Annotated in this window: 13 protein-coding genes; 1 reads left to right on the forward strand and 12 read right to left on the reverse strand. The window is 49.7% G+C overall.

The window, feature by feature from the left end:
- Nucleotides 1-11: 11 nt before the first annotated feature.
- From MHN31_RS21770 to MHN31_RS21825, 12 genes are all read right to left on the reverse strand, one after another.
- Entirely contained in the window at nt 12-2,747 is a 2,736-nt protein-coding gene (locus MHN31_RS21770) for an ExeM/NucH family extracellular endonuclease (RefSeq protein ID WP_239445312.1), read from the reverse strand.
- A gap of 140 nt (nt 2,748-2,887) precedes the next feature.
- Nucleotides 2,888-3,898, reverse strand: a complete 1,011-nt coding sequence (gene hemB / locus MHN31_RS21775) for a porphobilinogen synthase (RefSeq protein ID WP_125560963.1) — start codon at nt 3,896-3,898, stop codon at nt 2,888-2,890.
- A gap of 1 nt (nt 3,899) precedes the next feature.
- Nucleotides 3,900-5,741, reverse strand: coding sequence for a diguanylate cyclase (locus MHN31_RS21780; RefSeq protein WP_239445313.1), 1,842 nt, complete (start codon nt 5,739-5,741; stop codon nt 3,900-3,902).
- Nucleotides 5,741-6,529 (reverse strand): TatD family hydrolase, encoded by a 789-nt coding sequence (locus MHN31_RS21785; RefSeq protein ID WP_125560959.1) that lies wholly within the window; start codon nt 6,527-6,529, stop codon nt 5,741-5,743. The genes MHN31_RS21780 and MHN31_RS21785 overlap by 1 nt, the downstream gene beginning before the upstream one ends.
- Complete coding sequence (locus tag MHN31_RS21790; RefSeq protein WP_239445314.1) at nt 6,530-6,997, reverse strand: hypothetical protein; 468 nt, start codon at nt 6,995-6,997, stop codon at nt 6,530-6,532.
- Nucleotides 6,990-7,736 carry a twin-arginine translocase subunit TatC gene (gene tatC / locus MHN31_RS21795; protein ID WP_125560955.1) on the reverse strand — a complete coding sequence of 249 codons (747 nt, stop codon included), beginning with the start codon at nt 7,734-7,736 and terminating at the stop codon, nt 6,990-6,992. Before tatC ends, MHN31_RS21790 begins: the two co-directional genes overlap by 8 nt.
- Nucleotides 7,737-7,754: 18 nt before the next feature.
- Complete coding sequence (gene tatB, locus MHN31_RS21800) at nt 7,755-8,087, reverse strand: Sec-independent protein translocase protein TatB (protein ID WP_049865663.1); 333 nt, start codon at nt 8,085-8,087, stop codon at nt 7,755-7,757.
- 6 nt (nt 8,088-8,093) lie between these two features.
- Nucleotides 8,094-8,339 (reverse strand): Sec-independent protein translocase subunit TatA, encoded by a 246-nt coding sequence (gene tatA / locus MHN31_RS21805; RefSeq protein WP_125560953.1) that lies wholly within the window; start codon nt 8,337-8,339, stop codon nt 8,094-8,096.
- Between the two features lie 60 nt (nt 8,340-8,399).
- Nucleotides 8,400-10,010: a ubiquinone biosynthesis regulatory protein kinase UbiB gene (ubiB, locus tag MHN31_RS21810; RefSeq protein ID WP_125560951.1), complete on the reverse strand. Its 1,611-nt coding sequence runs from the start codon at nt 10,008-10,010 to the stop codon at nt 8,400-8,402.
- A gap of 10 nt (nt 10,011-10,020) precedes the next feature.
- Complete coding sequence (locus MHN31_RS21815; RefSeq protein ID WP_125560949.1) at nt 10,021-10,638, reverse strand: SCP2 sterol-binding domain-containing protein; 618 nt, start codon at nt 10,636-10,638, stop codon at nt 10,021-10,023.
- A 23-nt stretch (nt 10,639-10,661) separates the two neighbouring features.
- Complete coding sequence (ubiE, locus tag MHN31_RS21820) at nt 10,662-11,417, reverse strand: bifunctional demethylmenaquinone methyltransferase/2-methoxy-6-polyprenyl-1,4-benzoquinol methylase UbiE (RefSeq protein ID WP_049865660.1); 756 nt, start codon at nt 11,415-11,417, stop codon at nt 10,662-10,664.
- Between the two features lie 131 nt (nt 11,418-11,548).
- Nucleotides 11,549-12,556 (reverse strand): GGDEF domain-containing protein, encoded by a 1,008-nt coding sequence (locus tag MHN31_RS21825; RefSeq protein ID WP_125560947.1) that lies wholly within the window; start codon nt 12,554-12,556, stop codon nt 11,549-11,551.
- A 320-nt stretch (nt 12,557-12,876) separates the two neighbouring features.
- Here MHN31_RS21825 and MHN31_RS21830 point away from each other — a divergent pair, with 320 nt between their 5' ends.
- Nucleotides 12,877-14,637 carry a DUF885 domain-containing protein gene (locus MHN31_RS21830; protein ID WP_125560945.1) on the forward strand — a complete coding sequence of 587 codons (1,761 nt, stop codon included), beginning with the start codon at nt 12,877-12,879 and terminating at the stop codon, nt 14,635-14,637.
- Nucleotides 14,638-14,649 lie beyond the last annotated feature (12 nt).

The raw sequence follows: 14,649 nt of genomic DNA on the forward strand, positions 1-14,649 counted from the left end.
CACACTCACATTTATTTTGTGCGACGACGCAGCAGCGCCAGAGGTGCCGCAAACAGGGCTAACCAGCCCAGGCTGCCTGAGTCATCATCGCCGTCATTGTCATCACCTTGTTTGATATCTTTAACGTTGACAACAACCTGTACTTGCTCTGACAGGTTACCAGCACTGTCTTGTGCCTGAACCATGAACTCGATTCGGTTATCGAATTCATAATCCAGTTCGCCGGCAACAACAACCTGACCAGATTCATTGACCGAAATGACGTTTGTACCAGTTACAATAAAGCGCTCTACCGGCGTCTCGTCAGCATCTGCATCTGAGAATTCAAGCATACCAATAGCAGTGTTTATCGGTGTGTTTTCTGCTACGTCGAAGCTTTGACCAGCTGCAATCACTGGGCGTGGATCAACGGGCGGCGCGGCGGCTTCTGTTTTAATCTCTACAATCACTGGATCGTGGTCAGATGCACGGTAGGCATGTGGTGCGTATAGCGCGGCAATTTGTGCATCCGTTCTATATTCAGTGTTGTAATCCAGCATACGTGGTTCATCAGCATTGATGTGCCAGTCTGTTGCATCTGTGACCTTAGCTAGCAGTGAAGGTGATGCCACGGCATGGTCCAGGCTACCCAGGCGTCCTGAGAAGGTATAAGAGTAGCTCTGTGTGTTACCGTCCACATGAGTCATAACATTGCTCAGACCTTTATCCGCGAAGGCACGCATCGGGTCTTCCATTGCATAGGCGTTCATATCACCTACCAGGATAACGTCTTCATCGTCGTTACCCGTTGGGTTGGTCGCCAGCCAGTCTGCGAACGCGTTTGCGCCTTCAGTACGGATGACATTCCAACAGCCCTGACCATCGCCCTGATCAGCGTTATCACCTTCTGCGCTGCCACAACCTTTCGATTTGAGGTGAGCAACGGCAACGGTAAACTCTTCATTATTGTCCAGCTTACGGAAGCTTTGCGCCGTAGGTGGACGGTTGCTGTAATCAAACGGCACAGCAGTTGTGAAGCTAGCAGTACCCGCTTCTTCTACTGTGTCGGTGCGGTAGATAATGCCTGTTGTGATATCGTCACCACCAATCGTGTCGGTGTTGAAGTCGACAAATGCATAGGTGTAACTAGACTCAGCATTAATCGCTCTCACTAAATCAGCAATGGCACTGTGCTCACCAAATCCGTCGTTTTCGATCTCCATCAGACCAATAACATCGGCATCCAGCGCAGTGATAGCGGATACCAGTTTTGCTTCCTGACGGACCAGCTCTTCTGCTGTGTCTGCACCACGTGGTGTTGGGAATCCTGCACCCTGGCCGTCGCCATTGAAATAGTTCAGGACGTTGAAGCTGGCGATACGCAGATCACCTTCACCTTCAAGCTCTGGAGCTTCAGCACGTTCATTGGTGTTGTTGAAAGTCGGGGCTGTGGTTGGGTTTAGGCGGTATTGGCCAAAGCTGTAAGCAATAACCCCTTGCACATTAGACACCGTGTCACCCAGACGGATGGTTTTGTAAGCATCCAGGCCGGTACTTGGATATGGGATCACTTCTGGGTTCTGAACGGTCGAACCATCATCCATCAGCAGGAACTTCTTCTTGTTTTCTGCTTCCAGTGCATTGGCTTCATCACCAGGCATCGCTAATTGTGTACCCTGGTAAAGGCGTTCTGTTGCCAAGCCAACTTCACCATAACGACCTAAGTTATAAGTATCTGCCACAACCATGTCATTGGACAGGTTAACTAACATGCCTTCTACGGCCTCCAGGTCGCTTACCTCAGAGACGGGCAGGGTTAGCACCTGCGCCTGAACTTCTGCGCTGCCACAGATTTCTAGTTGAGTGACATTGCCCAGCTGAGTGGCATTGTAAAACTCTTGAACCGTACCCTTAACACGTACCTGGTCACCAACGTTTACGTCGACATCTTTATAGTATACAAATAGACCTTCTGAGGTCATGCTGTCTTCGTCCATGTCATTAGCCAGTGACTGAACAAAGAAGCCTTTCAGCTGGTTGTCTTCTTGCAGGTCTGCTGTGACCACAGCTTCAATGGTCACAATTTGATCTTTAAGCGGGCTTTCGTCTGCATTACCCTGAATAGCATTAATGGCTGTGGCGGCTTCTCCACACACTAATGGCTCTGGCGTGTCACCATCGTCGCCACCGTCATCACCACCGCCGGTATCGCCGCTATGGCTACCTAGGCCAGAAAAATCATCTTTATCGAACTGTATCCACTCGGCACTTGGATCGAATGCCGCGTCAAAGGTTGTGCGACCGGTTGTCACTTCCAGGTTGCGACGTAGTGTTTTGTCTTTTGTTGCAACACCATTATTTTCCCAGTTACTGCCTGGGTCAAAGCCAACCTGGCCAAAGCTGTCCAGTACCGTATCACCGTTACGTAATACAATCGCATCGTCACCATTGTACCAGCTGCCACCTATTGTTAGCTGTGCAGCACTTAGTACTGCATCAACGGCGCTACTGTTTGCAATGACATAAGTACCACCTGCTGCGATTTCACCGCTAAGCTCAATGGTATTTGATGGATCTGTGTTGCCATTTGAATAATAGCTGAGCGTATATCCGTCCAGGGATATTGCGTTTTCTGAAGTATTGAAAAGCTCTACTGCTTTATTGTTCGAGCTACCTTCAATGTACTCTGACATGATGACCTGAGCCTGCACAGGGGCAGTTGCTGCGGCCACAAGAAGTGCCAGTGGAGTGAATTTTGTTTTTATCATGGTTTTTCCCGTGTGTAGTTTAAACCCAAATGGGTACATAAGCTTACGGGGGCTATGTTACACAAAAATGACACAATGTTAATCGTAAAAATGCAAAAAAGGAGCAATTTATTGCTCCTTTTTTAATAATTACCTATTATTTATTTATCATTCAACCAGATAGCGGCTTGCTTTGCAAAGTAGGTGAGAATGCCATCGGCACCGGCACGTTTAAAAGCGAGTAATGACTCCATAATGGTTGGTTTTTCTGCCAGCCAGCCATTGTCGATAGCCGCTTTGTGCATGGCATATTCACCACTCACCTGATAAGCAAATGTTGGGACACCGAATTCGTCTTTTACTCGGCGTACCACATCCAGATATGGCATGCCTGGCTTAACCATCACCATGTCAGCACCTTCCTGAAGGTCTAATGCGACTTCACGTAACGCCTCATCAGAATTAGCCGGATCCATCTGATAGGTCTTCTTATCCGCCCCTTTGAGGTTGCCTGCTGAGCCAACTGCATCGCGGAACGGGCCGTAATAGCTGGATGCATACTTAGCAGAATAGGCCATGATGCGGGTATGAATGTGTCCGACTTCCTCGAGCGCATCACGGATAGCACCAATACGACCATCCATCATATCTGAGGGGGCGACAATATCAGCACCAGCCTCTGCATGAGACAATGCCTGCTTGACGAGTACCTCAGTGGTGATATCGTTTATCACGTAACCCGCTTCGTCTATGATGCCGTCCTGGCCATGTGTAGTGAATGGGTCCAGTGCTACATCGGTGATCACTCCCAGCTCCGGACACTCGCTCTTAAGTGCGCGTACGGTGCGTTGTGCCAGCCCTTCCGGATTATAAGCTTCTTCCGCATGTAAGGATTTTTTGTCGCCAGGGGTAACCGGGAAAATGGCGACAGCCGGTACACCCAGCGCCACCAGTTCTTTGGCTTCTTCTACCAGTAGGTCGATCGACAGACGCTCAATGCCGGGCATAGAAGGGATCGCTTCTTTGCGGTTCTTGCCTTCCAGGACGAACACCGGATAGATCAGATCGTTTACCGTGAGCGTGTTTTCACACATCATACGGCGGGAAAAGTCGTCTTTGCGCATACGGCGCATACGCGTATAGGGAAAAAGATCCAGTCCTGACTGAGCCACGTTAAGTCTCCTGCTTAGGTTGGTAAATACAGATCCGATTGCGGCCTTGTTGTTTGGCCATGTACAAGCCTTTATCAGCCAAATCGGTAAATAGTGTGGGGTTGTTGGTGTTCTGTGCGATGGCACTGTAAACCCCGGCACTGGTGGTAAATTTAATATGGTGACCGGCGACTTTCAGCTCATGGGCTTCAGTGGCCTGGCGGATCTGCTCGGCCAGCTCCAACGCGCCCTCCTGTGAGGTGTTGGGCAGCAGGATCACAAATTCTTCACCGCCATAGCGAAATACTTCATCATGGGGTCTTTTCAGGTGTTTCTCTATGAGCCGCGCGAACGCACAAATGGTGTGATCCCCGGCAAGATGACCGTAGTTATCGTTTACTTTTTTGAAGAAATCAATATCCAGAATGATCAGACTCAACGTCGTTTGTTCCCGACGTGAACGGCGGACTTCCATCATCAGACGCTTATCAAAGTAACGACGGTTCTTTACTTTGGTCATGGGGTCTTCCATGTTGAGCTTTTCCAGCTCATGGTTTTTCTCTTCCAGCTCTCTCAGCGTCACCTGAAGTTCAAAAGTGCGTTCATCAATGCTGTTTTCCAGCTCTTCCTGTGCCTGTTCCTGGAGTTTCAGTTTTTCTTTGAGCAGGGCGTCTTCTGCCTGAGTACGGGCGAGCTTATGTTGCTGTGTCTTGATGTGCTTTTCACGTTCAAGTATGAACTGCCGAGTCAGCACAAAGCTGATATAGAGGCTCAGGATCAAGTAACAGATATAAGTCACCGGGCGGTCCAATTGAGCGCCACCAAATAAACCCAATTCAAAACCAAACTGATAGCTGAGGGTGATTAACATAATAATGTAGATCAGTAGGGCCGTGATTTTGGTGGTGCGACGGTAACGGCTGCGCAGGGTGCAGGCGATATATCCTAATACGAGTGTGAGTGCCATGCCATAGGCTGCAAAGGTGGCTTGTGTCAGCGGCAGGAGCTGGCTTAGTAAGGTTAAGATCAGACCCAGTATCAGCAGTTGCGTGAGCTTGCGGTCATATTTTATTGGCAGCAGGTTGGGCAGTGCTTTGCTGCGTTGAATGGGGATCAGGGCCAGTGTGGAGAACATCACCAGCAGGCTTTGACCATATTGCTGCAACCAGACGTGTGAACCATACAGATAACGGTAGCCAAAACCATATAGGTGCACTATGAGCAGCCAGAAGAGGCCGATAATGAGTGTGCCATGTAAAAAATAGCGCCGGCGAGTAAAACTATACAGGGTAAAGTTAATGGCGATCATGGCCAGTATAAATCCGGCCAGTATCCCGTAGACCAGATTAAACTTGCTCTTGTACTTGAGGTACTCTATTGGGTGCCAGAGGCTCAAGGGGACATTCAGCGTACCATGATGGCTGAGCTGCAAGTAGACCTGACTGTGACTCTGTGCCGGCAGCTCTAACGGAATGAGCTGGGCTTCGTGTTTAATGGGGCGCTGCATTAGTGGCAGCGCGTCACCCAACGCCAGAGTCAGAAAAGAGGCATCATCATGGCGGATGTAGGCGGTGATTTTATCCAGTAAGTTGTTATCTATACTCAGTAGCAGGGGCACCTCAATGGGGCCCGGGTTGTGCAAAGATACGCGGATCCAGGCTTGGGTATTTGCGGGCGGTTTTAACGGCTGGCGCTGACCTGGTTGCCAGTGTGGATCACTGGCCAGTAATGTTTGAATGGTGTCCGCCTGGCTGAAAGCATACTGATAGGACAGTGCCTGGTGTTGCTTAAATTCAGCAGATACCTCCAGTGCCTGAGCAGCACCGGATAAGCACAGCAAAAGTAGCAGCCAGCGCCACACCATCAGGCATTGTTCCCTGATATCTGGAACAAGGTTTTGAAATTCTCCGTGGTTTGCTGGGCCAGTTGCGTCAGGGAAATGCCTTTGAGCGCCGCAACATGATGTGCAATCTCTGGCAGGTAAGCCGGCTCATTACGGCGGGATTTCGGTTTCGGTTTGAGTGTTCTGGGAAGTAAGAAGGGCGCATCCGTCTCCAGCAGGATCCGATCTTCTGGAATATAACGCACTAACTCCCGTAAGGTTTCACCCCGGCGCTCATCGCACAGCCAGCCAGTCAGGCCAATCATCAGGCCATAATCTAGGTAATGGCGCAAAGCGTGCCTATCACCAGTAAAGCAATGTAGTACACCGCGCAGGGAAAATTCGTCCAGCATGGCACTGAGCGTATCAAATGCCTCGCGTTCATGCAGATACACCGGCATGTCGAGTGTCTGAGCCAGCTCCAGTTGCACACCGCAGATCAGTTGCTGCACCGGGCGCGGTGAGTAGTCACGATTGAAGTCGAGCCCACACTCGCCAATAGCGACCACGTGATCTTGGGCTGCCAGGTGGCGCAACTGGGCGATGAAATCGTCCGGCACGTCTTTGGCATCATGAGGGTGCACACCTGCGGTCGCATACTGGTTATATTCTTGTGCCAGCGCCAGACTTTGCTCACTGGTGAGTAAGTCACATCCAATCAGCAACATAGATTCTACGCCCTGATCCGCCGCCCGGGTCAGGATGGCTGTGCGATCGGTATCAAATTGTGTACTGGTCAGGTTGACGCCAGCATCAATAAAGGTCGCCATTTAATCTACCCTTCTCACTTTTATTGAGCGGTTAGAGCCATCTTTTTGCATGATGAAAGAATTGAATGAGCCACGACGAATGGTCACTGTGTCCCCTTCTTTTGCAAAGAAGGCTTGTGTGCCGATCTGCTGCCAGCGTTGCTGGTTATCGAGCGTAAACCGGCGTAATCCATTGGCGGATTTGCTCACCTCCACCACAGTTGCGTTGACTGTCTGTTCGCTGTCCTGTTTGTGCTCCAGGCCAAAAGACTTGGCATTCGTTGCTGGCGGCTTAGAGCGTACCGGGTGTGGCTTACTGGCATAGTCAGCGGCCAGTTGATCGTAACAGGCTAAGCGCTTGTCGTCGGGTTGCTGCTGACTACATGCTTGCAATTTATGCGGTAATTTACCTTTGGCCTGAGCTGGTTGTATGCCAAGCACAGCGGTAAGTATCACTGCACCGATCAGCAAAAATGTGATTTTATTCATGGCTTTCTTCCTCTGCGACGGGCTTTTTGCTGTACAGCCTGGCCAACAATAACCCCAATTCAAACAGCAGTGCCATCGGAACGGCGAGTAGTGTTTGCGATAGCACATCGGGAGGCGTTAAAAACATCGCGACGACAAACACGCCGACTATGATATAGGGCCGTTTTTGTGCCAGGCTTTGCGTGGTCGTGACACCGCTCCAGCACAACAGCATAATGGCCACGGGTATTTCAAATGCAACGCCGAATGCAAAGAACAACTTCAAAATGAAGCCAAGATAGCTGCTGATATCCGGAGAGAGGGTCATCATGTCGGGACCCACGGCGGTAAAGAAGCCGAGAATAATGGGCATCACGACAAAATAACAAAATGCAATACCGGCGTAAAACAGCAGGATACTGGACAGCAGAATGGGCATCAGCATGCGTTTTTCATGCTGATACAGGCCGGGTGCCAGAAATCCCCAGATTTGATGCAGTATCATAGGCACTGCCAGAAACAGTGATACAAACAGGGTCAGTTTAAAGGGGGCAAAGAAAGGGGCCGTGACATCTGTGGCTATCATAGTGCTGTTTGCGGGTAGGCTCTCAACCAGTGGGGCTGCCACAAATGCATATATATCGTTGGCAAAATAAACCAAAGAAATAAAAATGATCAGGATGCTTAGTAGCGCCTTAATTAGACGATTTCGAAGCTCAATAAGGTGGCCAATAAAGCCACTATTTGTCATATCTGACATGCAAAAACTCGTAAACGGTTAGTTTTGAGAGGACGGATCTTTGTCGTTTTTCGACGGATCTGGAGACTTGCTGTAGCTGTGGCGTACTGACTCTGCCGCACGCTGCAACTCCTCAACCGATTGTTTGAGACCTGGGGAAATATTGTCCAGGCCCTGTTCTTCGGCTTTTTTCAGGTTGCTATGCAACTCGTGTACTCTCAGCTCTTCGCTTACTTCCGCCTTGACGGAATTGGCAACAGATTTGACTGTGTTGATCCAGCGGCTGACCGTTCTGATCGCAACAGGCAGGCGTTCTGGCCCGAGCACAACCAGGCCAACGATCAACACTACGACGAGTTCCCACATCCCCATGTCAGATCACACCTTGTCTTTTTCTTTTTCGCTGGTTGTTTTAGCCTGTGCAGCCTGATCGGTCAGCTGTTCTTTGCTATCCGTTTTTTCTGACTTTTTTTCTTCTTCGTCTTCAGACACTGCATTTTTAAAGCCTTTTACCGCATTGCCCAAATCACTACCAATGCCACGCAGTTTTTTCGTTCCAAACAAAAGCACGATAATGGCCAGAATGATAAGCAACTGCCAAATACTGATACCACCAAAACCCATGTCTACTCCATTTAATGTGTTATTGAATTAAGAAAGATTATACGCCGAGTGTGTAAAATATCACCCTGTTTTGCGCCATGCTTTAATAAATATTGCAATTGCCAGTGTAGCGCAGATTCCGCTTGCGAGCTGACGCTCATCAACAAAGCACAAACCAGCCACAATGGTGAGCGCTGCTGCGGCAAGGCCAAGTAGCAATGCACGGGTGTCTGTGTGGTTTTGTTGCACAATGGGTGCACTTTGACGCTGGCTGCGCTTCAGATTCTGATAGATAAGATCTGGCAGCTCAGGCATTTTTTCAGCCCAAAATGGCAAGTTGGTGTAGAGTTTTTTGGCCACTGCCAGAGGACCGACCTGATCCTGCACCCACTTTTCTAAAAAGGGTTTGGCCGTTTTCCATAAATCCAGCTGTGGATAGAGCTGGCGGCCTAGACCCTCAACGTATAAGAGGGTTTTCTGTAACAACACCAGTTGGGGCTGCACTTCCATATTAAAACGCCGAGCGGTATTGAACAGGTTAACCAGTACATGTCCGAACGAAATTTCGGCCAGTGGTTTGTTAAAGATTGGTTCGCACACAGTGCGAATGGCAAACTCGAACTCCTCAACACAGGTGTCGGGGGGTACCCAGCCTGAGTCGACGTGTAACTGTGCAACCTGACGATAGTCGCGGTTGAAAAAGGCAATGAAGTTCTCTGCCAGGTAGCGTTTATCTTCACGATTTAAGGTGCCCACGATACCGCAATCAATGCCGATATATTTCGGGTTATGCGGATCTTCGCGTGACACAAAAATGTTACCCGGGTGCATGTCGGCATGAAAAAAGCTGTCGCGGAAAACCTGGGTAAAAAACACTTCGACACCGCGCTCAGCCAGCACTTTCATATTGGTGCCCTGGGCCAGCAGTGCTTCTGTATCCGATACAGGGATACCGTAAATGCGTTCCATCACCAGGACATTGCGTCTTGAATAATCACTGTACACTTCTGGAATATAAAGTGACGCTGAGCCTTCAAAGTTACGTCTGAGTTGGATGGCATTAGCGGCTTCACGCATCAGGTCGAGTTCATCGAGCAGAGTTTTTCGATATTCCCTGACCACTTCGACCGGGCGCAGGCGGCGACCGGCACTGATTAGGCTGGCCAGCAGATGAGCAAAACGCTCCATCAAAGACAGGTCCGCGAGGATTTGTTTTTCAATATTCGGGCGGATCACTTTGACCACCACTTCTCTTAATTCTTCCTCAACGACTAGCTTGGCGCAATGTACTTGCGCGATAGAAGCCGAGGCCAGCGGTGTTTGTTCAAATTCGACAAAACCATCGTGGATACTATTGAGGCCCAGTGCTTTTTCTATCAGTGCTTGTGCCTGATCGCCAGGGAAAGGGGCAACTTTGTCCTGCAACAGGGCGAGTTCTTCGGCAATGTCGGGTGGCAGTAAGTCGCGACGCGTAGACAGCATTTGGCCAAACTTGACCCATACCGGTCCTAATGTTTGCAGTGCCAGTCTGAGGCGGGCACCGACGGGTTTGTCGCTGTGCTGATTGGGTAGCCAAAATAAACTACGTCTAATCGCCCGGGCATACCAGGGTTGCTTGTGCCTTGGAAGCAGGTCGTCCAGGCCGTAATTAAGAAAAGTTTTACCGATTTGATACAGACGAGCGATGGACAAACCCAGCTCCTTATAATTCGCTTAACGCGTTGATACGTTGTTCCAGCGCCGCCAGTTGTTGAGCCAACTGTCGCGTATGGGATTTAAATTGGCGGACTTCCAGCGGGTGAACGGCTACTTTCAGCTCGTCCTGGCACAATTGTGTAAAGGTCCGTTGTAGCGTCTTGAGATGACTGCCACCACGTTGCGTGGCTGTCTTGCAGCGCTCGACCAGCAGTTGGGCCGGCGCATCGCCAAGATGACGTGAAAGGTGTTCTGCCCAGTCAATATCGAGGCCGGAAAATGCTTTGCTGTAGCTTTGTGCCAGTTGTAAATCGCCTTCGAGATCCAGCTTTTCCTCACGGATGAGACGCGTCAGCTGACTGGGATCTGAGATTTCACCTAAGGTCGATAAGGTGGTCGTGATGTGGCAGTCGGCTTTGTCCTGGTAGTTTCCATAGACAAAACAATGTGGTTTCCCTTGCTGTTCACCCACATAGTGCAGCGCACAGCACAAGCCGAGATCGGTTAAGGTGATCGCCAGCGTTTTGTGCTGCGTGGGAGCCAGCTGCAGTGCTAAAGCAGGTTCTTTGTTCAGCAGCTGATCCAGTGCGCTTTCGGCAACGGCGGTGAGCAGCGTGATCCACATACAATTTCCTTGCTTCTTCGAAATTAAAATTTAAAGCCTCGATGAAGCGCCACAATACCGCCCGTCAGGTTCTGGTAGCTCGCTTGTTCAAAGCCTGCTTCTTCCATCATTGTTTTCAGGGTTTCCTGGTCTGGGTGCATACGGATAGACTCTGCCAGGTAGCGATAGGATTCGCTGTCGTTGGCAACCAATTTACCCATAGTTGGCAGGATATTGAATGAGTAGAAATCGTATAGCTTCGACAGCGCTTCGTTGTCTGTTTTAGAGAACTCCAGCACCAACAGACGACCACCCGGCTTCAATACTCGGTACATGGAACGCAGTGCCTTATCTTTGTCGGTGACGTTGCGCAGTCCAAAGGCGATGGTGATCACATCCAGGCTATTGTCCGGAAAGGGCAGTGCTTCGGCATTCATTTGCACATATTCGATATTCCCAACCCGGCCCAAGTCACGCAGTTTATCGCGGCCTACACGTAGCATGGAGTCATTGATGTCGCCCAGGATCACCTGACCTGTTTCACCCACCAATTCACTGAATTTGGCTGTCAGATCACCGGTACCACCGGCCAAATCCAGAACTTTGTGGCCTTGTCTGACACCAGAACACGCAATGGTCTGGCGCTTCCATAAGCGATGGATCCCGAATGACATCAGGTCATTCATCACATCATATTTTGCAGCCACAGAATGGAAAACGTCGGCCACCATTGAGGCCTTTTCCTGCGTTGCTACTGTTTGATAGCCAAAGTGTGTGGTGTCGCGGTTTGCTTCTTTCATGTGTGTTATTTGTGCCGGATCTGGGTGTTAATAGTGTACTTGATAGCACTCAGTGAGCGCAATCGGTGTCAGCAATTTAAGCAGATTAATCAACAGGCCGCTGCACTGAAGCCGGATGAGCTGAGGAAATGTTATGTAGCGGCAGAGACATAGTAGTGCTGACCGAGCGACTGGGCTTTTTTGGCAGCGAAGGCAGCACGCTGGGCCAGGGTATTGAAATCGTGCTCGGGTTGATGTTGCGCAATGCCAATGGCCAAATCAATGTCGGGAAACGAGACATCGCCTTTGGCACTGACAAATTTCAGGCGACTCACGCCACGACGAATTTTTTGCGCGACGACCTGGGCTGTATCGGCGTCACAGTCTGCCAGCACAATGGTGAATTCCTGTCTGCCTGTGCGTCCCGGCAGGCCGCTGTGGAGTACGTACTTTTTGATCCTTTTTGCGACCCGCTGCAATACAGTTTCGCCGATCAGCTCGCCAAACCCCTGACTAAAGTCGTCGAGGTTTTCGATTAAGATGGAAATGGCAAAAACGGGTTTATCCTGGGTCAGCCATAGTTGGGTTTTATGGCCCAGATAGTGGCGTTTATACAAACCCGTTTGTGGGTCTAAAATGCGTTGCTTGCGCAGAGTCAGCAATTGTTGTTGCTGTTTTTCGTGTAGCTCCCGGGCTTTGCGCAGAGCGTTTTTAAACTGCTGATGCTGTTTGAGCAGCTGCTCTGTGTGGGCGCTGAAGTCAGTTAAGGCCGCCCGCGTTTTAACGACGTTATGCTCATCGAGATTGTGGATACAGTGGCTGATCTGTTTAGCAAATCCAATCAGGCTTTGCTGAGACTGCTGCGCTGAGTCGCTGAGGTGATCGATCATGCCGCCAACTTGCTGGATGAGCGTTGCCTCAGTTTGATGCTCTTTTTGCAGATGCTCGTAGTAGAGCTGCTCGATGTAAATACTGTCGATGTTGGCACGGTTTCGGATATCGCGATCCAGTTGTTCATTGAGTTCGCGGTGAGTCTGGCTGATATAGACATAGCCAATGTGGTAATTTAGGGGGGTAGGCGGCAGCTGATTCTGTTCCAGAAACTGACAAACTTTGGTCATTTTTTCTTGTGCTATTGCCATGGGATCATGGAACATCATTTTACTTACCACAATAATCAGTTGCTGTTAAATACTTGGCAGAAATACTCGAAACGGTTCCTATGAGATACCTAGCTTCGTTGCGGCTACATTAATCGCTCTGTAGAGTTTTGAAAAGCAAAAATCCGCGTAATGAGACAAATTTATTGCTTTTTATGGGTGTTGTTGAATTAGTAATCACTTTTTTATTGTCTCCTTGACTGGGCGTTGCAGGGGCATTGATGGCTCAAAGTAGCCACTGGTCGTATTAAGTTGCAAGCCCATCTCGAGCATGTTTATGTGTTGCGCAAATTTCACAATATTGTTAAAGGAACATCTACGTGAGCTTCCCATTGAAAACAACCCTATCCCGCTCTTTGTGCGCAGTGACATTGGCACTGGGCCTGGCAGGGTGTGAACTAACTCAGGTCAGCGCTGACCAGCAATTTACGACTTTAGCTCAGCAAGTCATGGTATTTCGCAATGACAAGCAGGCACAGGGAAGCACTTTACTGCCGGATTTGAGTGCAGCCTATCTGGCCACTAAAAATGCCGAGCGCGTAGCCTTTTTGCAGCGTATAGACGCACTGGATGAAACAAAATTAAGTGAAGAAAATCGTATAAACCTGATCATTCTGCGTGCTCAGATCCAGGACAAGGTAGATCGCTATCGCTTCAATGCGCACTACATGCCACTTAAGTCTGAAAGCGGCTTTCACAGCAGTCTGCCGAGGCTACTGGGTGGTACAGAGTTTAAAACCCGCGATGATTATGCGCTGTATCTGAGTAAACTGGCAGAAGTGCCGCGTTATTTTGCAGAAAATATTGCCTGGATGCGCAAGGGGCTTGAAACAGGCCTGACTCAGCCAAAAGCAGTATTGGCTGGGTACGAGGCATCTATTGAGGCCTTTATTGTCGATGAGGCGACGGAGTCGACCTACTTCCGTCCTTTCAAGCATAATCGCAGCGGCCTACCAGATGACGAGTTTGAGCGCTTACAAAAGCAGGCACAGAAAGTGATCGCACAACAGGTGATCCCGGCATATCGCGAGTATCTGGCATTTTTTGTCGAGCAGTACAGGCCAGGTGCACGTGATGACATTGGTATCTCGAGTACCCCGAATGGCGTTGAGTTTTACCGTAATCGGACCGCGCACTTTACGACCACACAGATGACACCTGAACAGGTGCATGCGTTGGGGCTGGAAGAAGTGGCCCGGATCAAAAGTGAAATGATGGAGATCATCAAGCAAACCAAATTTGATGGGAGCTTTGCCGAGTTTGTCCAGTTCTTAAGAACCGATCCGCAGTTTTACGCCAGCAGTGCAGAAGAGTTGCTCAAAGAAGCCGCTTTCATTGCCAAGAAAATGGATGCGCAGTTGCCTAAGTTATTCCATACACTACCGCGTCGCCCTTATGGGGTTGCGCCGGTGCCGGATGCCATTGCACCTAAGTACACTACTGGGCGATATCTGGGGGCAAGCAAGGACACTGACGCAGGTTTTTACTGGGTCAATACCTATGCGTTAGATAAGCGTCCTTTATATGTGCTTGAAGCCCTGACCCTGCACGAAGCGGTGCCGGGACATCATTTGCAAATTTCGCTGAACCAGGAATTGGACTATTTACCTGATTACCGTCGCGATTCCTATATCTCTGCATTTGGAGAGGGGTGGGGCTTGTATGCTGAATATCTGGGTCTGGAAGCTGGCTTTTATCAGGACCCGTACAGCAATTTTGGCCGCCTGACCTACGAAATGTGGCGGGCAGCTCGCCTGGTTGTGGATACCGGAATGCACATGTTTGGCTGGAGCCGGGAGCGGGCAATGAACTTTATGCGTGATAATACGGCTTTGTCGCTGCACAATGTCAAAACAGAAACGGATCGCTACATATCCTGGCCAGGTCAGGCATTGTCATACAAGGTCGGTGAGTTGACCATTAAACGTTTGCGTGCGAAAGCCGAGGCGGCGTTAGGGGATGCTTTTGATATTCGCGAGTTCCACCATCAAATCCTGCGTCATGGCTCTGTGCCGTTAAATGTCCTGGAAACGCAGATCGATAAGTATATTGCGTCGGCGCAAAACACAAGCCAGACATAGTAACGAGCAGAT

It is taken from the genome of Pseudoalteromonas sp. McH1-42 (genome assembly GCF_022347845.1).
Lineage (GTDB): Bacteria > Pseudomonadota > Gammaproteobacteria > Enterobacterales > Alteromonadaceae > Pseudoalteromonas > Pseudoalteromonas rubra_D.